The organism is Streptosporangium album (assembly GCF_014203795.1).
Classification (GTDB): Bacteria; Actinomycetota; Actinomycetes; order Streptosporangiales; family Streptosporangiaceae; genus Streptosporangium; species Streptosporangium album.
In genome coordinates, this window is record NZ_JACHJU010000003.1 from 452,625 (window position 1) to 472,900 (window position 20,276).

General features: G+C 68.9%; 13 protein-coding genes. 5 read left to right on the forward strand and 8 right to left on the reverse strand.

Features of this window, described 5'->3' with window-relative positions; translation table 11 throughout:
* Window positions 1-8 precede the first annotated feature (8 nt).
* The 7 genes from mads7 to FHR32_RS31985 form a co-directional block, all read right to left on the reverse strand.
* Window positions 9-1,601 carry a methylation-associated defense system protein MAD7 gene (gene mads7, locus FHR32_RS31955; protein ID WP_184758247.1) on the reverse strand — a complete coding sequence of 531 codons (1,593 nt, stop codon included), beginning with the start codon at window positions 1,599-1,601 and terminating at the stop codon, window positions 9-11.
* Window positions 1,598-5,662 carry a methylation-associated defense system protein kinase MAD6 gene (gene mads6, locus FHR32_RS31960; protein WP_184758248.1) on the reverse strand — a complete coding sequence of 1,355 codons (4,065 nt, stop codon included), beginning with the start codon at window positions 5,660-5,662 and terminating at the stop codon, window positions 1,598-1,600. Before mads6 ends, mads7 begins: the two co-directional genes overlap by 4 nt.
* A gap of 3 nt (window positions 5,663-5,665) precedes the next feature.
* Window positions 5,666-7,078, reverse strand: coding sequence for a methylation-associated defense system restriction endonuclease subunit S MAD5 (gene mads5, locus FHR32_RS31965; protein WP_184758249.1), 1,413 nt, complete (start codon window positions 7,076-7,078; stop codon window positions 5,666-5,668).
* Window positions 7,075-7,698 (reverse strand): methylation-associated defense system protein MAD4, encoded by a 624-nt coding sequence (gene mads4, locus FHR32_RS31970; protein WP_184758250.1) that lies wholly within the window; start codon window positions 7,696-7,698, stop codon window positions 7,075-7,077. The genes mads5 and mads4 overlap by 4 nt, the downstream gene beginning before the upstream one ends.
* Window positions 7,695-8,987, reverse strand: coding sequence for a methylation-associated defense system AAA family ATPase MAD3 (gene mads3, locus FHR32_RS31975; protein ID WP_184758251.1), 1,293 nt, complete (start codon window positions 8,985-8,987; stop codon window positions 7,695-7,697). The genes mads4 and mads3 overlap by 4 nt, the downstream gene beginning before the upstream one ends.
* Window positions 8,984-11,071, reverse strand: coding sequence for a methylation-associated defense system DNA methyltransferase MAD2 (mads2, locus tag FHR32_RS31980; protein WP_184758252.1), 2,088 nt, complete (start codon window positions 11,069-11,071; stop codon window positions 8,984-8,986). The genes mads3 and mads2 overlap by 4 nt, the downstream gene beginning before the upstream one ends.
* A 228-nt stretch (window positions 11,072-11,299) precedes the next feature.
* Entirely contained in the window at window positions 11,300-12,676 is a 1,377-nt protein-coding gene (locus FHR32_RS31985; protein ID WP_184758253.1) for a helix-turn-helix domain-containing protein, read from the reverse strand.
* Between the two features lie 249 nt (window positions 12,677-12,925).
* Here FHR32_RS31985 and FHR32_RS31990 point away from each other — a divergent pair, with 249 nt between their 5' ends.
* The 5 genes from FHR32_RS31990 (at window position 12,926) to FHR32_RS44980 (ending at window position 16,147) form a co-directional block, all read left to right on the forward strand.
* Window positions 12,926-13,540 (forward strand): ATP-binding protein, encoded by a 615-nt coding sequence (locus FHR32_RS31990; protein ID WP_184758254.1) that lies wholly within the window; start codon window positions 12,926-12,928, stop codon window positions 13,538-13,540.
* Window positions 13,541-13,599: 59 nt separating this feature from the next.
* Window positions 13,600-13,968, forward strand: coding sequence for a DUF488 domain-containing protein (locus FHR32_RS31995; RefSeq protein ID WP_184758255.1), 369 nt, complete (start codon window positions 13,600-13,602; stop codon window positions 13,966-13,968).
* The gene (locus tag FHR32_RS32000) at window positions 13,965-14,783 is read left to right on the forward strand and encodes an MBL fold metallo-hydrolase (protein ID WP_184758256.1); all 819 of its coding nucleotides are present in this window, start codon (window positions 13,965-13,967) and stop codon (window positions 14,781-14,783) included. The genes FHR32_RS31995 and FHR32_RS32000 overlap by 4 nt, the downstream gene beginning before the upstream one ends.
* Window positions 14,784-15,176: 393 nt before the next feature.
* The gene (locus FHR32_RS32005) at window positions 15,177-15,458 is read left to right on the forward strand and encodes a serine hydrolase family protein (RefSeq protein WP_221466478.1); all 282 of its coding nucleotides are present in this window, start codon (window positions 15,177-15,179) and stop codon (window positions 15,456-15,458) included.
* A gap of 71 nt (window positions 15,459-15,529) precedes the next feature.
* The gene (locus tag FHR32_RS44980) at window positions 15,530-16,147 is read left to right on the forward strand and encodes an MDR/zinc-dependent alcohol dehydrogenase-like family protein (protein WP_246468047.1); all 618 of its coding nucleotides are present in this window, start codon (window positions 15,530-15,532) and stop codon (window positions 16,145-16,147) included.
* Between the two features lie 118 nt (window positions 16,148-16,265).
* On the opposite strand, the gene FHR32_RS32015 is transcribed toward FHR32_RS44980, so the two are convergent.
* On the reverse strand, window positions 16,266-20,240 hold the full coding sequence (locus tag FHR32_RS32015) for a S8 family peptidase (RefSeq protein WP_312882798.1): 3,975 nt from the start codon (window positions 20,238-20,240) through the stop codon (window positions 16,266-16,268).
* Window positions 20,241-20,276: the final 36 nt, after the last annotated feature.

Below are 20,276 nucleotides of genomic sequence, written 5' to 3' on the forward strand. Positions count from 1 at the left end.
GGGTCCTGTCAGGCTGGTACGACGTAACGTGGTGTGATGGTCTGGGTGAGATAGGCATCCGACATGTCGGAGTAGAACCCGATCTCGCGGAGGCGCGCCGTGAAGGCCCGCACGTTCTCGCGGAGCGCGGCCTGATCGGTGATGCCCGTCTGACCGAAGCCGTCACCCAAGGGAAGACGATCGATGTGGAGCCCGTAGCGGTCCCGCAGGATCGCCAGGAAGTGGTCCACCCGCAGCGGGGCGGTGTGGAACCCCTGTGAGCCGCCGGGCCGGAGCAGCGCGATCTGCAGGAGCACCTCCAGCAGGCGGCTGTCCAGGACGAAGCGTCGCCCTCCCCGGCGCGGCTGAGCGATCATCGCCCCAGGGCGGTTCTTGAGCAGGAGCGAGTCAAGACACTCGGTGATGTACTGGCGGTGAAAACGGACCCGGTAGGCCGTGATGACGTCGATGTACGTGGTGAACGGGTCGAGCCCCAACTCCTGGATCCGGGCGATCGCGGAGTCGGGCTCCTCCTCCGATGTCCGGGAGCTCTCCAGCACCCGGTCCATCCTGACCTCGCCGAACCGGGAGCGCTCGGCGGAGTGGGCGGGACCGAGCAACGTCACCAGGTCCTCGACCTTGAAGAACCCGTTCGGAGGTTTGCCCAGCCTGTTGAGCTTGACCAGGTTCCACGCGAAGTCGTCGAGCTTCTTCAGACAGAAGGTGGCGCGCACGAACTCGGGGATACGCCCGTACCACACCGACGCGCCGCGCTCGGCGAGCTGGGCGGCAGGTGTGCCGGGGATCCCGGCGACATCGAGGAAGAACCCGCCGTTAGGGCTCGACTGCTCCCCCTTCACCCGCGCCGGAAGCAGTTTCATGATCTGCAGATGGTAGAGCGCGAGGTGGAAAGCGAAGAGGATCTTCAGGTAGTCGACCAGCACGGACCGGGGGATCAGATGTTTATGGAAGAGCAACCGGACGACGTCTTCCACCAGCAGGTCGGACGCGCCGGGATACAGCGGCGGGTGGGACGGGTGGGATTTACGGTCCTTGCCTCCGGCCGGCCGGTCGGTGATGTCCTTCCTGACGGCCTCGGACAGGTTGATGAGCGCCTGGGTCTCCACGTCGATCTCCGCTCCGAGCTTGGGCGTCTCGGTGTTCGCGTCGACCCCGGCGAAGAAGAACTCTTTCAGATACCGGAGGGCCTCGATCCCCTTGCCATCGGAAGCGTGCTGGATCATCGCGTAGAGCTGCTCGTCGACACCCGCCGGCCGGGACCGGCGGGAGTTGCGGAACCGGTAGGTGAACCCGTGCAGGGGCCGCAGGCCCGCGACCATCTGGTTGGACTTGCCGCGGTTGACGAGGTCCAGCAGGTGGGTCTCCATCCACCGGCGGGTGATGTCCCGCTCGAACCCGTCGAACAGCCGGGGATGCTCGTGCACGGTGTCGACGAAGTCGTCGACGGAGAGATCCGCGGACCGCGCCAGGACGCTCGGCGCCCCTCCCCACCACAGACGCGGGAGGAACGCGGTCAGCACCCTGTCCATCTCCACCTGCTTGTAGTCGACATGGGTCACGCCGGGATGGCGGAACTCCCTGTCGCCTCTGTGAAGGGTCACCGTTCACTCCCCTCGGGGAGAGGCCGCATGAGGAGCTGACCGCTGGAAGCACGCCGGATCCGGTACAGGTCTCTTCCCCCCGTGGTGAGCAGCACCTCCTGGTACGGCGCCGCGGACAGTTCGTTCTTGAAGATCGTCAAGCCGAGGTAGAGTCCTTGCCGCTCAGCTACTCCGGGGAGATAGCCGTCTCGCAGCCTGGACAGCAGCTCGTAGAGGTCAAGCCTGATGCTCAGCCGCGCCCGGTGCTCCGCCTCCCCGTGGTAGCTCAGGATCAGCCCGTCCGCCTGCTCTTCAAGGTAAGGGGAGGGCGCATTCTCCGTGATCGTCAGCGACAGCGTCTCCGCGGGGAAAAGGCGATAGCTACGGATGCTCCCGCCCGGAACCTGCCGGATCTGCAACGCCAGTACGTCTCCCAGCCGACCGGGATCGGGGAGCCCCTCCCCCCGATTGATCGCTTTGACGATCTCCGGCAGGTGCCCGGCGACCCGCGCCGGGTGGCTCAGCAGCCCCAGGAACCGCTCGGCCGACCGGTACGGCAGCAGCCTCTGCGAGCGCCTGTCGTCGACACACTCGAAGTAGAACCGCCGACGCGCGGAGGCGACATACCGCAGATGCGCAGCCACCTGCTCGGCCGACGGCGCGGCGCTGCGGGGAAGCCGCTTGAAGAGCTCGCCCAGCAGTTGGACGTCGTAGTCCTCACGCTGGTCGACGGTCATCACCGCCTGGCCCGCGTCGGGACCGACATAGTCGATCTGGCGGTCCAGCGCAGGATCGGGCACGGCGGCGACGTCCACCTCCCGCAGGAAGGCGAGCAGCCTGTCCCTGGTCCCCGCAGTGCCCGCCCAGCTGTTGAAGTAGAAGCTGTCCAGGATCGCCTCTGCGTTGTCGCCCCGGTAGAGCTCCCGGATCTGCTCACAGCTCCGGCCGGAGGTGAGCGTGAACGCCAGCCCCGACCGGAGATCTCGCAGGGTCGTGTGCAGGTGGCCGCGGAGGTGTGCCAGCGTGTAGAGGTCTCTCAACCGTTTGGTCACCTTGGGCCCGGCGCTGGAGTGGGCGAAGGTTCGCGCGTTGTGCGGGGCGTAGCAGACCTTCACCAGCTCGCACGAATCGCAGGCCTCCCAGAGCCGTTCGCGGGTCATGCTGCGGAGCACCCGATCGAAGATCGACTCTTCGTCCCCGGCGACCACGCTGCGCCGGTTGAGGTTGACCACGACCACGCCGTCGTTCACCTGCTCGCCGCGGAGGCCGGCGCGGACCGTCTCGGCCAGCCGGCCGAACCGCTCCTCGTGCGCGGTGAGGAAGTCGATCAGGCGGCCCTCGTTGATCGCGATGAGGCGCGTCTCCCCCGAGTCGGCGAAGGGCGCGGTCCCGGCAAAGGGTGTGAAGAAGTCGAGCAGGACGTCGTCGTTGGCCTTGTCGCCCTCGTCCTGGCTGCCGTCGTGGTTGGTGCGCAGCCAACGCCCGCCGGGCAGCCTGACGTCGGCGCCGTTATCCCTCGGCTCACCGGCCTGGGCTCCGTGTTTCTTCGCGTAGGCGACCAGGTGTTCCAGGAACGCGGTCTTACCGTCTCCCGCGTTACCCGTGATCACCACGAGGGTGTATCGGCCGTCGCGAACATCCGGGATCAGGCGGTCGTCGAGCGCCGTCGGCACGTACAGGTCGAACGGGTCGTGCCCGCGGGTGCCCGCGTTGCTGCTGGTGCTCTGGCTGTAAAGAGTTTGCAGATGCGCCACGAACGGGTTCTGATCCCCTGCCGAGCGTCTGGGAAGCGGCTGCGGCTCCGGTGCGGGCCGTGGCTTGTGCACGTCCTCGCCGATCGCCTTCAGCGCGGCGAGGACGTCCGCGGCGCTCGCATAACGGTCACCCCGGAGCGGGGAGATCGCCTTCGTCAACGTCGAGACCAGGGCGCTGGACAGATCACCGAGCTCGGGGAACGTGGAGGGGTCGATCGGCTGCTCGCCGAACCCGCGGCGAGGATGCGCGAACGGCCATTCGCCGGTGACCAGTTCGTACAGGGTCAGCCCGAGGCCGTACACATCGCGATCGGCGAGATCAGCCACCGTGAACGGCCCCACGCCCGTGTCCGGGGGCGCGTACTTTCCCGTACCTCCGGCCCTGGACAGGCTGGAATCGGCGGTGACCGAGACGTTGAAGTCAATGATCTTACAGCCGCTGTCGGTCCGCAGCAGGTTCCTCGGCTTGATGTCGCAGTGGTAGATCCCGTTGCCGTGCAGGTAGACGAGCCCCTCGGCGACGTCGATGCCCAGCTTGACGGCGTCCGCCGGACCGAGCGGCCTCCCCTTGACCAGTTCGTAGACGTCCTGTCCGTCGACGTACTCGAAGACGAGGTAGGGGATGTCGGTGCCGCCCAGGTAGTCGGCGTGCTCCACCTTGACCACGTTGGGATGCGACAGTCCCCGGAGCACCTGATACTCCTGCTTGAGCCGCTCGGTCAGCGACTCGCGGTCTTTGAGCACGAGCTTGACGACCCGGTCCGTGGAGGCCAGGTTGTCGTAGACCTGGTAGACCACGCCGAAGGTGCCCGAGCCCAGCTTCCGCCGCACGGTATGCGTGCGGGTGAGCTGGTATCCCTCGGGGAGGTTCTTGTGGTCCGGTCCCTCAGCTCCCGTCGCGCCCCGTCCGGAGCCTCCTCCGCTCCCGCCGCGATGGCCCTCTCCCCCCACCGCCCGCCGCAGCAGGTCGAGCGCCTCGGCGGCGGACGGGCGCGCCGACGGCGCCGGAGCGCAGAGTCGTAGCAGCAGGTCGGCCACTTCCTCGGCCACTCCGGAGGAGATCATCACATGCCGGGGAAGGACGCTGCCCTTCTCGAACTGATCCGCCGTCGTGGCGAACGGCAGCTCTCCGGTGAGGAGCTGGAAGGCGATCACTCCGGCCGCGTAGACGTCCGAGGCGCGGCTCATCGACTGGGCCCGCGACTGGCACTCGGGCGCCACGTAGGCGGGGTCGAGCGCGTCGACGAGCCGCTGGACGACGGTGTGGGTGCGTGGGTCCTCCGGCCGGGCGTAGTCGAACCCGGTCAGCAGGGCCCGCCCTCCCCCGGTCACCAGCACGGTGGCCGGGGACAGCGCCCGGTGGATCACCCTGAACCGGTGGGCGTGCGCCAGCCCGCGCAACAGGTCGCGGATCACCCGGAGCCTGGCGTCGACGCTGAGCGGCTGCCGGGAGTCATGCAGACGCAGGTGGAGCGCCTGCCCGTGCACGTCATCCATGACCAGCACGAACTGGCTCTCGTCCTCACCCGCGAAGAAGTCACGCTGTCCGACGATGTGATCGTTCGGGGGCATCTTCGCCAGCACCTCGTAGGCGTTGGCGATCGCCACCCGTTCGGCGGCCCGCACCTCCTCCGGCTGGAACGGGTCGGCTCGGTAGACACGAAGCAGCACCGTCTCTGAGGAGACCACGGTGGCGTTGACGGCGCGATACTCGGTCACCTCGTCGGTGCCGCCGAGCCTCTCCCGCACGATCCAGTTGCCGAACCGCTGCGGCCCCGTCGGCCTGCGCACGGTCCCCTCAAGCGCCTCGACGATGTCCCGGTGGTACGGCTTCGCGTCCCGCGTGAAGCCGGTCCGCACGCGGGAGACGTCGTCGAGCGTCCGGACCAGCTGGGAGAGAGTCGTGACGTCGTTGGCGTCCGCGTCCGGCCGGTCGCTGGGGTCGACCAGGCGGGCGTCGTCCGCAGTGAGGACCACGAGCGCGTCCACGTAGATCCGGCCGAGCGCGGGCCTGGCCCGTTCCAGCCGCCCCTTGAGCGCGCGGGCGTGGCCCCGCAGCTTGGCCACCGGCGAGCCGTACGGCGCCCGCCGCGACGGATACCACTTGTGACCCGCCACCTCGATCCGCCCACGTGTGCCCTTGACGTCGATCAAGCACACCGAGTGGCCGGTCACCACGACGAGATCGACCTCGTAGCTACCGCCGTGAACCGGGATCTCGATGTTGTGCAGCACGAGCCAGTCATCGGGAGCGTGATCGCGCAGGTGCGCGATGGCCATCCGCTCCGCGTCGTTGACCGGGGGGCCGCCACCGACGATCTGAGCCATGAACTACCGCGCCGCCTCTCTCACCGCCTCGTCGAGCAGAGCAAGAGCTTGATCTTCCTTCATATCGGCCTCATCCCGCCACCGATATGCCTGTTTTACCGTCTCCGCGATTCGCTGCCGATCCGCCGGGGCGCACTCTGGCACGGGAATCTGTCGCCGAAGTCCCTCATGGATGTCCTGCTGCTTTCCGCCGGTGCTCATCGAGCGAAAGACGCGGAACATGGCCTCGGACCGGAGGAAAGCAAATAAATAGGCCCCCGGATAGCCCGAATCCCCTGTGACAATTCTCAGAAAATGCTCCGAGAAAACGAACTCTTTTTGCCATTTGCCGGTGACGAAAGCCGGGCGACAGAATACTTCGCTATCCCCAAGAGTCCCTTGCGATGCAACGAGAACCGTTTCATCTACAGCGCGTACCATCTCAGCTTCGACAGACTTCAACGCAATCCAACGGCCTTCCGGACGCTGCCAGAATGCTTGCCGCTGTCCGATCAGCCGAAATCCGTGCTTCGAGTCACTGTCAACACGAGTAAAACGATTCCCTCGACCGAGCTGTCCGGTGGCACAAATTTCCCCGAGAGTGCGGTGGGGGACGGAGTGGAGAGCGTCGAGAATGCGCTGCGCTCGCGGCGAGAAGTTCAGCGCGCGAAGCGATGTGGACGTGAGGCCGGAGACGGAGAAGTCCACGTCACGGGGCTGGTCGTGCCAGTTGAAGTCGATGAGCTCGGAGAGGCCGGCACTCTTGAAGAGGTCGTGGGTGGCGTCGGTGATTCCGGTCTGGAACTGCGCCCGGAGCACCATCGCCTCCCGGATCAGGGAGTCGATTCGCTGCTCGACGTCGGCGTCGACCCTAGGGACGGGGAGATCAACAATATGCGATGGTTCGATGTGCTTGACGCTCGTTCCATAAATCCCACCCTTGATCATCGGTATACCGAGGGGGCTGGCAAGGAAGGTATAGAGATATCCGGCGGGGATCTTGTCCAGATCGGGAACAACCCGGAGCACATCCTGACTGCACGCGTATCCGTCCATGTCGAGGCGCGCATAGGTGACCCGCCCCGCCGTCATTCCCGAGCAGGTGATAAGCGTCCATCCGGGTTCGAGCGCGAGATTAGCATTGGCTCGGAAACACTTCTTAGTGATCATCGCAAGCGTGGACAGATCGGCCTGGAAGATATCCGCGCTGGAGAGGAAGGGGACGCCGTGCTCCGGATCGGTGGTCCAATGTCTCTTGAATCTCCCGGCGTTGAAGATTCCCGAGGTGACCTCTCCGAGAGGCTCGGTCCGTGGCACTCGCTTCAGGAACATGTGCGCCGCGTAGGAGTCCGAGATGTAAGGTCCTGGGTCGAGGCGAAAGCTCTGGTCAGCGAGCCAGCTGGCGCGGACGGGGTTGTCGAGGTCGGCAAGCTTCACGAGTTCTCCGGGAACCAGGCGCGCAGGTGCTCACACAGGTGGTTGAAGGCGAGGTCTTGGCAGTGCCGGACCGAGATCTTCTCGGCGAGGCGGCGGAAGGCGGCTTTGGACCCGTCGGCCCCGTGGCGACGCTGCAGGTATTTGAGAGCCGCCTTCGGGTCCGGCGGCTTGAGACGGTCGTACGGCCAGTGGCCGCTGTTCGCGAGGATCTCCCGGAAGTCGGTGCCGCACTTGAGTGCCTCGGCGACGTTCGGGTTGTCCTGCCAGACCCAGGCTTCCAGCTCCGGGTCGATCACTACGACGGCGTAATGTTCCCACACACCATCCAGGCATTTCTCGATGTGGTCGTGGATGGCCTGCGGGCCGGGGCTGCCACTCCAGTCGGCGTCCAGCATCACGACCGCGCGCCGATGGAGTGATTCGAAGGGCCGTAAGAGCTCCCGTGCCGTGCCGTACACCCCGGGGTCCTTGGTGGGGGCGACGAAGAGGTCCTCGCGGGGGTCGAAGCCGAACGGCCCGCAGCGGACGCTCCGGTGGACCTGTGCGCGTCCGAGGAACCCCCGGAGCATCTGCTCCATCCCGGCGTCGGCGACCAGGAAGACGACATCCCGCCTGCTCATGACAGCACCCCCGCCGCGAACAAGGTGCCGATGTCGAGCGAACCCTGCCAGTCGCGGAGCCGGGGATGCCGGTCGCCGGAGATCACTTCTACTCCACCGTCACCGTCGAGCCGGGCGGCCAGCACGTCGGCGAGATCGGTGTGCGCGAGCACGATCGGCGAGTGGGTGGAGACCCAGACCTGTGAGTCGTAGAGCGAGCTGAGCGACTCCACGACCGTTTCGATGGCGCGGGGATGGATGCCGTTCTCCGGCTCTTCGGTGACCAGGAGTGTGGGGAGCACTTTGTCGTCCAGATAGGGGAGAAGTGTCAGCACGAGGATGCGCAGGGTTCCCTCGGACAGGCCCGAGGAGGTGACGCGGTAGCCACCGGCGTACTCGACCGCGAAGTAGGCGTGGTGATCCTCCTCGCGTTCGATCACCGTGATGTCGGCGATCTGCGGGAGCGCGGTGCGGACGTGGTCGACCCACGAGGCGAACCGGTCCGGATCCCTCTCGTGAAGGTCGAAGGCCAGCCACGGCGTGTTCACCCCGGAGGGCAGCAGGCGCGGGGCGTCGCCCGGGGGGGCCGGTCGGCGCAGCAGATCCCAGTCGGGGTTGAAGAAGACGACGCCCTCTCGCAGAAGCTGGGCGAACCAGAGCGCCGCCGGGAACAGCGTGGGGTCGGCGGGGACGGTGCCCAGGGCGAGCTGCCCCGGCGGGACCCGGAGCGGCGGCAGGTCGCTCTCCTGCGTCGTCGTCTCGTGCACAAAGCGGGTCGGGGACCGTCCCTCCCGCAGGATGACCGGCTGCCACTCCGCGTGCCGCAGGGTGGTGCCGCTCACCGTGCGCCCCTGCCCGAACTCGCCGGGCCTGGGCCGCGTGCCCTGGTCGGAGTAGAGGAAGAGGTATTCGTCGGCGATGGTGAGCTCGCGAGGGCCGATGTTCAGGCGCAGCTCGTAGCGCAGGTGGGTCGGAACGCGCTGGGTGAGCTCGGCGAAGGTCGTGTCGGCCAGCACCTCCACAACATCGCGTGGAAGACGCGCCTCGATCGCGAACGCGATCGCGTCACCCTCGCCCTTGTGCAGGAGCTCGACCAGGCTGCTCGCCCTGGCCGGCACGAAGGGACGCCGCCGTTCCAGAAAGGCGGCGACCGCCCGCTGCCCACCGAGCAGGTCACCGAGCAGGACGGGGATGTCGAGCAGCGTCGTCTTCCCCGCGCCGTTGGCTCCGGCCAGCACGTGGTAGCGGCCGAGGCCGATGCCGAGTTTGGGGAAGCAGCGGTAGCCGTACGCCTCTATCCGGGTGATCATCTGGCCACTCCCGGCTCCGGGTGCCTCTCGCGGAACCGCTTGTACGCCTTGGCGATCTCGGGGAGGTCGTTGTCGATCGCCTTCCGCTTCCGGACGAGGGTGCGCACCACGTTTTCCCCATTGATGCGGATGCGCTCCACCTCCTTCTGATCTTCGAGGATGATCTCGCCGTCCGGCTTCCGCTTGTAGACCGGGTTGTTGCGGCGGTCGACGCCGACCTTCTCCGCGATGGCCATGAAGACCGGATAGTCCTGCTGTGCGCCCATCGTGGCGGCCATCCTCTCCTGCTCGGTCTTCTTCTTCAGGAAGAGCAGCGTGGTGAGGATGTTGACGTTGGCATCCGCGACGAACGTCTCGACGGGCAGCTCCACGCTGGCGAGCACCCAGCAGTTCTCCAGGATCCAGCGGCGGATGGCCTCGTCGGTGGGGCCGGGGTTGGAGAGGATGCCGTTGGGCAGGACGATGCCGATCCGCCCGCCCTCTCTCACCCACTGGACCGCTCGCTGGATGAAGAGCTGCTCGGGAGCCATCGCCGGGATGTCCCTGTCGCTCGCCACCACGAGGCCGGTCTCCCGGTCGCGTGACCACGACTGCGCGACCCCGTCCCGGTAGTGGCTCAGGACATCCTTGTCCTCGATCTTGATGTCGGTCCCGAAGGGAGGGTTCGCCAGCAGCACGTCGATGCTGCCGAGCGGGATTCGATCCTTCGCCTCCCCGAGGCCGGGGAGATAGCCGTCGGGGAAGGCGAGCGAGTCCATGTTGTAGATGTTGCCCGCGCCCCCGGTGAGGGTCATGATGCTCATGCTCGTGGCGCGGACCAGGAACGGGTCGAAGTCGGCGCCGAACAGACACTTCTCCGCGTAGGCGGCGAGCCGGTCCTGGTGGTCGGCCAACTGCTCCTCGGTGTCGGGAAGGCCGAGCGTCTTCTCCTTCGCACGCCACTTGTTCAGCAGGTGCCACAGGGTCTCGCGGAGGAAGCCGCCGGTCCCGCAGGCCGGGTCCAGAACCCTTTCGTCTTCCTTGGGGTCGAGCATCTCCACCATGAGCGTGGCCGCGCTCCTCGGCGTGAAGTATTGTCCCCGGTCACCCCGCAGGTTGGTGCCGACGAGCTCCTGGTAGGCGATGCCCTTGACGTCCATGTCCGTGCCGGTCAGGTCATAGGGTGCGAGCTCGCCGACGATGAAGGCGAGGGCCCTGGGCGACAGCGTGATCTCGTCACGGGCGCCGAAGAGCGGGTATTCCTTCTTCACCTCGTGGAACAGCGCGAGGACTCTGGCCTCGATGGCCTTACGGCCGTCTTCGTTGAAGGGCTCGCCGGGAAGCGCGTAGAACTCGGGGGCCCGGCGGTGCTTACGGCTCATGCGCTCGTCGTGCATCTTGGTGAAGAGCAGGTAGAGGAACTGCCAGAAGGCGGCGTCCTTGGGCAAGCCCTCGTTGCCGTGGATGTAGTTGTGGCACCGGCGGAACGCCGTCTTGAGCATCCCGGCCTCGCCGCGCCGGAGCCGCGCGACCGAGGCGACGGTCCCGCTGCCCACGCTCTCGTCGGCGACCGGCCAGTCGGCCCGGGGCTCGAACCTGGCGCCGAACCGGGTCGACTCCTTGTAGAGGAAGAAGAAGTCGAGGCCGTTGGTCCACATGCCGTATTGGGCGAGCGGCGTGGCCTCGGTGCCCAGCAGGGTCTCCAGCTCCGCCAGATCCTCCTGCGCCTGGCTGAACATGCGGATCTTCGTGACCGTTCTGCCGGGCTTGGGCTCGGGCTTGCACACCACGACGCGGCGCAGATTGGCCAGGGTCTTCGGAGCGCCGTGCGCGAAGACGGCGATGTCGGCCTTCTTGGTGACCCTGCGCTTGCCGTCGGCCTGGATCGGGATCGGGAAGTCCCGCGCCATGTCATCGACGGAGATGCCGTACTCGTGGAAGAGCACGCGGGCGATCCGCTGCCGAACGGGCTCGCTGCCCCTCAGCTTGATCGGCTTGCCGGTGATGAAGTCGATGGTCTCATCCTCGGCGAGCGAATCCGGCTCGCCCTCCTGGGATGACGTGGCCTCCTCGGGCTCGCCGATGTCCAGGCCGACCTGCTCCATATGTGATGCCCCTCGCTCCTGTGTGTGTCCCACGACCCGTGCCACCGGCACGCCCGCGACCTCGAATCCTATGACTCAGCAGGACTTTCGAAGCCAGTGACGCGAGACTTCGCCTAAGGATCGAGACCATAACCACACACACCGACATTTCCCCTGATCCAGACATCTGCTGTTTGGAGAGAACATCGGATCACGACGAGACCCACACCCATACCGGACAGCGTCGGGTCAGGAGGCGAACTCGCTGTCCAAGTAGGCACGGAACTCCCTGACCTGGACGGTCGTGCCGTACGGCTCAAGCCGGGCGGAGAACTTCCGGATGCGCTCGACCGAGCGAGCGGAGGTCAGCGACCTGGCCATCGGGACGGCGGCCCGCGCCGAGTCGACGGCCTGCTCTACCTCGCCCATGCCGAGGTAGGCCTCGGCGACACTCACCTGGTTGATCTGAGCCGCCCGGGGACGCTTCGTCGTGAGCTCTCGTACCGCGAGCTCCGCGCAGTCGGCCGCCCGCCGGTAGTCGCCGAGCAGCTTCCAGCATCTGCTCATCCTGGCGGTCAGCTCGGGCTCGTCGTTCCAGGCGACCCAGGCGGGATCACGGTCGGTGGCACCTTGGGCATAGGCCCGCTCGGCCTCGGTGAGCAGCCGCTCGACCTGCTTGGCACTATGCACGTCACCGGTCTCAGCCGGTCTCGCCTGCATGGCCGTCGCCCGCGCTTCCCCGATCAGCAACATCGCCATGACACGGGGAGGCGCCTCCGCTCGGCGGGCCGTGTCGACGGCGGCCCGAGCCAGCCAGACCGCTTGTGCGCCCTGCTCCAGGTGGACCGCCTGGTGCGTCATGGTCGCCAGCACCCAGGCGCCCGTCAGCGAGTCGTCACCGATCTTCGCCAGCTTGAGCGCCTGGCCGAAATAGTGCTGGGCCTGGCCGTGGTAGTTCAGGTCGAAGGCGGTCCAGCCGGCCATCTGGGTCATCGCCGCAGCCGCCGTCATCAGCTCGGCCCCGACCTTGTCGTCGTAACGGCCCCGCAGCAACGGTGCGACGGCGGTGTTCAGATAGTCGACCACGGCCGGACGCACCAGCCCCGCCCCGAACTGACGGTCCATCTGCCCGAACGCCTGCCGCGCCTCGACGACGCGCCGGACGTCGGAGAGCCCGACGACCGGCCCGGACCCCTGACGCGCCGCCGACGTGACCGGAGCGCCGTAGCTCCACGCCGACAACCATCCACCCAGCGCCGCGGGCACGAACGGCAGCGCGGCCAGCACATGACGCCGCTCCGGATCCACGTCACACCTCCACAGTCGCCCGGCCGCTTCGACGGTAGCCGCGGGCGACAGGTCGCTGAAGTCCGGAACCAGCCAGGCTTCCGTATCGACCGGCGCCCCTCCCTCCACCCACCGCTCGACCTCGGCCGGGTCCACCCCGAACACCTCGGCCATCCGCGCCCGGTAGACCGGACGGATCTCCTGCCGTCCCCGCTCCCACCGGCTCCAGGTGGTCGGTGACACCCACAGCGTCTCCGCTATCGCGTCCTGGCTCATCCCCATCCGCTTACGAGCCCGCACCAGCTCCGGCCGCCCCTCGGCGTGACCTGCCCCGCTCACGACCACCTCCGCTACACAACGTCACTATCGACAACCGATTGTCGACGAATGCGCTTCGCGACTCCACCCGTCGGCGGAAACGACCGGGAAACGACCACCCGGCACGATGATCCCTACGGCGGGCGACGACGGCCGCCCCGCCCGGCGGCCCGCACGATGAGCGGTGACGCCCGCCCGAGGACCTTTCCCGCCGCCCGCTCGATGGCTTCTCCTACTGCACATCGTCACCGACAGCAACGGAGCAAACGCATGCGGCCACCCCCCTATGGTCCCGCCGACCCGTTCGGCACCCGTGCCGAGTGCCTGGCTGGCCCCACCCAGAGGACGAGCGCCGGAACCGGCATCTCCGCGACAGCCCAGGGCGACATTCACATGCTGGTCAGGCTCCTGCGGCCCGGTTCTGTCTTCCGCCGCGCTCGCGCCGTCGTACGCGAGGTGCTCCAGGCCGAGGGTGTGCCCGGCAACGACATCGCCGACGCCGAGACCGTCGTGGCCGAGCTCGCCGCCAACTGCGAGAGGCACGCCCGCCCGCCGTACGAGCTCCGTGTCTTCAGCGTGGGCGGCATCCCCACCTGGTGCGAGCTCGTCGACGGCGACCCCGACCTGGGCTGGATCCCCGTCATCCTCAACCGGCCACACGCCCAGACCGCCCTGGACCTGTTCGCCGAGAACGGCCGAGGCCTGTTGCTGGTCCGCGAGCTGTCCCAGGGCCACTGCCGCGCCTACCCCACGACGACCTTCACCACCGACGGCCCCGCCAAGGCCGTCGCCTTCGCCCTGCCCACCCGCTCGGGCACCCGCCTGATCTGCCCGCCCCTGCTGCGCCTCGGCCGCCGCTCGGCCCGCCTCCAGATGGAACCGTGAGAGCGGCGACCGGCGCCTTCCGCCCGCTTCGGACCGTGGAACCCGGGTATGCACGGAAGATGGGAAATATCGTCATCAGACGGGTGTACGACGCGGAGCCCATCAATGGGGCGGCGTTCCTTGTTGACGGGATGTGGCCGCGCGGCGTCCGCAAGCAGGATCTCAAGCTTGACGGGTGGGCACGTGACCTCGCCCCGTCGCCGGAGCTACGACGCTGGTTCGGACACCGTCCGGAGTGTTTCGAGGAGTTCAGCCTGCGTTATCGGCGGGAACTGGACCGCAGCCCGGACGCCGTACGCCCGCTGTTGGACGCCACGCAGAGGGGGCCGGTCACTCTCCTGTACGCGGCGCGGGACACCGAGCACAACAACGCCGTGGTGCTGCGGGACTACATCCGGGCCCGCCTCGCAACAGCCGCCCGGTCATGAGCGGTCTGCCCATCTGCGTCACCTGCGGGGTCCAGTACGCCGGCCCGCGGGAGAACTGCCCGATCTGCGACGACGAGCGGCAGTACGTCGGCTGGGGGGGCCAGCGGTGGACCTCCCTCGCCGAACTGCGCCTGAGCGGACACAGGCCGATGATCGCCGAGGAGGGCACCGGAGTGATCGGGGTCGGCAGCGACCCCGCCACCGCCATCGGGCAGCGCGCCCTGCTGGTCCGCACCCCCGCCGGCAACGTGCTCTGGGACATGGTCACCCACCTCGACGACAACACGATCAAGGAGATCACCGAGCTCGGCGGGATCGACGCCATCGCGATCAGCCATCCGCACTTCTACGGCTCGATGGTCGAGTGGGCGCACGCCTTCGACGCGCCCGTCTACATCCACGCGGCCGACCGCGAGTGGGTGGCCCGCCCCGACGAGTCCGTCGTCTTCTGGGAGGGCGACACCCTGGAGATCCGCGAGGGGCTGACGCTGGTCAACGCGGGCGTGCACTTCGACGGCGGCCAGGTGATGCACTGGCGCGACGGCGAGGACGGCCGGGGCGCCCTGTTCTCCGGCGACATCCTCCAGGTGGTGCAGGACCGCCGCTGGGTCAGCTTCATGTACAGCTACCCCAACCTCATCCCCGAGCGTCCCCGGACGGTCCGCCGCGCCCTGTCGCTGCTGGAGCCCTACCCCTTCGACCGCGTCTACGGCGGCTGGTGGAAGCGCGTCGTGCACACCGACGGCGCCGAGGCCGTCCGCCGCTCCGCCGACCGCTACCTGGCCTTCGCCCTGGACGACACCCCGCCCCGGTGACACCGGCGGACTTCCCCGGCCCCCGCGACCTGTCGGCGAGGACGACGGAGCCGGGTGAGCCGGCCTCGAGGTGGGCGCTGCGGCCGGATCGGCCGCCTCTCGCCCCCTCGCGGCCCGGGCCACCATCGGGTACGGCCGGCTCGTGTTTGCCTTGACACCGGCGACAAGGTCTAGGGCTTTGTTAGGTCCTGTGATGGGGTTCGGGGGTTGGGGCGGGTTGGCCGCATATCGAGCAGGCGCCGGTCCAGGTGGCCAGGAGGGCCTGGAGTTCGCGGAGGACCGCGTAGAGGGTCAGGCCGGCGCAGGGACTTTTGGGTCGAGCCTGAGCAGGGTGCAGAAGGCCTGGGCGAGTGAGGCGAGGGTGACGGGCATCGCATTCTCGCACCCGGCACCTTGGCCGCGGCGACCGCGGAACAGGCCAGTGGTACCGACCGCATCCTGCGGGTACCCGTCCGGATCGGCACCGGTTTCGGCCTGCCGACACCCGACGCCTTCTGGTACAGCCCGACCGCCTTCGGGTTTCCCGGCTACGGCGGATCGCTTGGCTTCGCCGACCCGGCAACCGGCCTCGCCTTCGGCTATGTCATGAACCACATTCAAGAAGGCGTGCCGGACCGGAGAGCCGCCACCCTCCTCGACGCGGTCCACAGCGCGATCAAGGCCCAGACCCGATAAGACCCCGTCCACAATGGCTTCGGCATGTTGGCAATGGACAGGCACGGAGGGCGGCCACCCTCCCGGCGTGGTTGAAGACACGGAGTGCCGCCCGGCCTGGCCGGTGCTCGCTTGTCACGGCTGCTGCGCACATCTTGCCGGGCACCGTGCTCGCGGTGGGGGCGGGGGTGCATGGGATCGAGCCCGGGCCGCGCGTCATGGTCATGGGGACGGCCCTGCACGCGGAGATCGCAGCGGTGCCCGCGGACCGGGTGACCGTCCTGCCCGGCAGCATCGGCCTGACCGAGGCCGCCGCGCTGCCGACGGCCTGGCTCACCGCCGGGTTCGGCGCGCACGAGACGGTCGACACGGCCGCCCACCCCGGACAGGCGCAGGTGCCCGAGGTCATGCGGCTGACCGGCGGGCGCGGCGCCGACGTGGTGCTGGACGCCGTGGGCGGGCAGGTGTTCGCGCACAGCCTCAAGGAGGCGGCCTACGGAGGCCAGGGCTGCCCCGCCCGCCGCTGCGGCTACGACGGGCCCAGCATCACCCACCCCGGCAAGCGGGCCGTCATCCCACACCTGGACGAGCTGCCGCCGGACGCCGCGACGCTGGAGGCGGTCAACACCCTCGTCTTCGACGGCGACCGCGCCATCGGCCACAACACCGGCTGGACGAGGATCAGCGGATCGGTGACGTGGCGCACCTGACCGGGGTGAGCAGACCGGCCGGCGCCTCCCGCAGGATGCGCCGGCCGGCGGCACGCGCGGCGCGACTTCGGGCGCCCGGAACCGGGGCGGCGGATGGCAGCCGCCCCGGTCCGGCCCGTCAGCGCAGGCCGAAGGCCCGCGTCACGGTGTGCTTGAGCCGGTTGCCCGCCTCGTCCCACGCCTCGGCCTTCAGGCTGACCGCGCCCTTGGTCGCGGCGAGCGCCGGGTACTTCGTGGTGGCGCTGTAGGTGCCGTCGTGCTTCCGCTTCACCTCGACGGGCCGCCAGGTGGCGCCGTCGTCGGTGCTCGCCCACAGCTTGAGCCCGGCGATCTTCGGCATCGTGCCCCCTGACGGGGAGTGGTAGGGCTCGACTGTGAAGGTGTGGGACTTGCCGGCCGCCACGGTGTTGTCCATTCTCAGCTCACGGCCCAGGTCGTAGCCGACGAACACCGCCTGCGTGGGCCCGCACTCCTTGGCGTAGCCCTGGATCATCTGGCCGATGCAGATGAACCCGGGCTGCGGCGTGCCCTTGACGGGCCGGGAGGCGAAGGTCCATTCGGCCTCCTCCCCCTTCTTCTTCGCGGTGAGCCGGTAGGTGCCGGGCCCCTCGGGGATGGTGAAGGCGGGTGCGTTCTTCAGCGCCGGGTTGAGCGGAGCCCGCGGGAGCTCCACGTCGTCCCGGTAGAACTTCACCTCATAGGCCGGGTTGAGCAGGCCTGGGTTCCAGAACCGGTCGCTGAAGTCCCTGTCCTCCAGCAGCCCGTTCGTGACGCCGATCTCGGCCCACAGCACGTCGCCCTCCACGCAGATGGAGCAGCGCAGGGTCGTGCCCTGCTGGGTTCCCGGCGCCGCCTTCGGGTCGGGGATCGACAGCGCCTTCGCCGTGGCCGACGCGGCGCCGAGCGTGCTGGGCGTGGCGAACCACTGCTGACTGGTGCGCCCGGGTCGGTCGAACGCCTCGGCCCGGTACCGGGTCTCGTACGTGGGCGCCTCATCGAGGCTCTGCGCGGTCATGCCGTGCAAGTGCGTGAGCTCGGGGTCGAGCGGTCCCACCCACTCCGGCCGGCTGCGAGGCCCGGTGAAGGCCACCGCGCCCCACGCGGACACCGACGTCGCCTCCATGAACAGGTCGTCCTGCTTCCAGATGTAGCGGAAGTCCTGGAAGGTGGCCGGCTGGGAGGAGTGCACGTCCAGGTCCACCTGGGCCAGGTCCCTCGTGCCGAGGTCGTAGTGCATCGAGGCGGGGACCCGGCCCTCCACGTACGGCTTGAGCACGTAGGTGTAGGGGGTCTCGGGAGTCCCGGTCACCCTGACGGTGACCGGCCCGGCGCCGAGGCGTTCGCGCAGGTCCATGCCCTCCTTGTTGGACAGGGAGATGTTGCTGACGCCGACGGGCTTGAATTCGCCGGTGAGCGGTTTCTGCGTGATGCCCAGCGGGATCGTGCAGTTCGTGCCCTTCGCGGGGAAGACGGCGATACCGGCGACGCCGGCGTCCCTGATCGGGCCGACCCGCTCGACCTGGAGGCCGCAGACCGGGCCGAGCGCCCCTTCGGCGAGGTCGGCCTCCATCAGCACCAGCTTGCCGCGCAGGTCCTTGCCCGCGAGGTCCTCGGGCCGGCCCAGGCCGACGTCGGCGACCTGCAGGTCCTTCGTTCCGGTGAACGGCACGAAGCCGGGGTGGAAGCTCTGCTGGCCGAGGCGCTCGTGCTGCGGCGTGGCCGGGTGCAGCGTGGTCGACGTGCGCCCGGTCACGCTCATGGCCACCTCGGCCTGCCCCAGCGTCCACGCGGTCGCGAACCTGAACGAGCCCTTGGTGACCTTGTCGGTCGGCAGAACCCACATCTTGTCCCACGGCCCGGCCGGCGTGGACCCGGCCCATGTCTCGCCGTTGGAGGTGGTCCGCTGGAAGTAGCCGTAGGGGCGGCTGTTCAGCGGCTCGGCCGGCTTGGGGGTGTCGAAGCGCACCTGCGAGGCTTTCCTGACGTCGAGCGTGATCTCCGTGTCGCCCGTGACGGCGACCTGCGGGTTCATCAGCCAGGCGGTGTTGTTCCTGTCGTCGCCGTCGGACCAGGAGGCGAGCTGGGTCACGCTCACGGTCCCCTCGGGGACGCGGACGGTGACGGTGCCCTCGCCCACGAGCGCCTGGTCGCCGAGGAGGCCCAGGCTCCCGTCCACGTCGATGGCGTACTGGGTGCTCGGGTTGAGCGGCTTGCCGTCCCTGCCGATCGTGTGCACGGTGAGCGTGTGCGTGGGAGCCTCGCGGACGGCGCCCACGGGCGTGGTCACCCGCACGTCGCCGGCCTGCGCGACGACCGCCCCGGTGTAGCGGCCGAACTCCAGGTCGGCGGGGTCCAGCGTGACGGTGGTCGTGGCCGTGCCGGACGCGGGGACGGTCAGCGAGGACTCCGTCGTCAGCGAGCCCTCGATCGCCGGCCCGCGCACGTCGCGCAGCGCGCCGGTCAGCGTGAGCGTGACCGGTTCCGAGCCCAGGTTGACGTAGCTGATCTTCCGTTCGAGCTTCGCGCCCGGATCGGTCACCGAGGCGAAGTCGGCGGCCGGGGTAGTGGCGAAGACCGTCTGCCGGTGCGCGCGGGTCAGGTCGACCCGGCCGGCGCCCTGCTCGTAGGCGGCGAGCGCGTCGTCCTTGGCCGTCGACATCAGGGCCGTCTTGATCAGCGGCCCCTTCCAGTCGGGGTGTTGCTGGGCCATGATCGCCGCTGCCCCGGCCACGTGCGGGGTGGCCATCGAGGTGCCGTTCGCCTTGGTGTAGTACTCGTCGACCGGGGTGCCCATCGAGGTGCCGGCCGCGCGGCCGGCCGTGATGTCGACGCCGGGGGCGGCGATGTCGGGCTTCAGCGCCATGTCGCCGAAGCGCGGGCCCCGGCTGGAGAAGGCGGCCAGCTGGTCGCTCTTGTCGACGGCGGCCACGGTGAGGGCCGCATCAGCCGCGCCGGGGGCGGTGACCGATATCACCCTGCCGGCGTTGCCCGCGGCGATGACGAACAGCGCACCGCTGGCTTCGCTCAGCTCGTTGACGGCCTGGCTCGTCGGGTCGGTGCCGTCGGTGGGGCCACCGCCGAGGCTCATGCTGATCACCTTGGCGCCGCCGGCGGCCGCCCACTCCATGCCGTCGATGACCCAGGAGTCCTGGCCCTGGCCGCCGTTGCTGAGCACCTTGCCGATCAGGAGGTCCGCGCCGGGCGCGACGCCCTTGTTCTTGCCGCCCGAGGCGGCTCCGCTGCCCGCGATCGTGGTGGCCACGTGGGTGCCGTGTCCCATGAGGTCCTGCACGGCCTCGTCAGGCACGAACGACCGGGAGTCGGCGATCTTCCCCTTCAGGTCGGGGTGTCCGGCGTCGACACCGGTGTCCAGCACCGCGACCTTGACCCCGGCGCCGTCGTGGCCACCCGCCCAGGCCTCGGGCGCGCCGATCATCGGGACGCTCTCCGCGAGGTCCATTTTGATCTTGCCGTCGAGCCAGATCTTGGCGATCCCGCCGCTGAGCTTGGCCGTGCCGGGGGTGAAGGAGCCGCGTACGGCCTGCCAGAACGTGTCGGACTCGCCCTTGGTCACCTCGACCGCGGCCCCGTGGATGCTCTCCAGGGTGTGGGTGGGCACGCTGGCCGGTAGGGCGTCGGCCGTGCTCTTGAGCGCAGCGGCGGTGGGCGTGCCCTCGTACTGCACGATGGTCGGGACCTTCGCGGTCACGTCGTCGGTGTAGCCGTTCTCGGCCAGGTACTTCACGTTGAACAGCCGGCGGTCGAGCTTGCCCGCGTCGATGGCAGGCATCGCGTCGCTCGGCAGGACGTAGAGGCCGTCGGGGCCGCTCAGCGTGGCGAGCGTGGGCAGGTCGCCGCCCGGCCGCGGGACGGGCTCGGTGTCGACGGCGTACCTGCCGTCACCCGTGTCGGTGAGCCTGACCTTGTCTCCGGTGATCAGGGTGACGGCGTGGACGCCGGCGCCCAGGCCGGACAGCGGGACGGACGGCGGGACGGCGGCCGCGGCCGGTTCCGGCTCGGCCTGGGCGGCCGGCGGGGGAAGCGCGGAGAGGAGCGCGAGCGCGGTCGCGGCGGCGTACAGGGACTTCTTCACGGGCACAGGGGGGACTGCCTTTCCGCAGAGGTGATG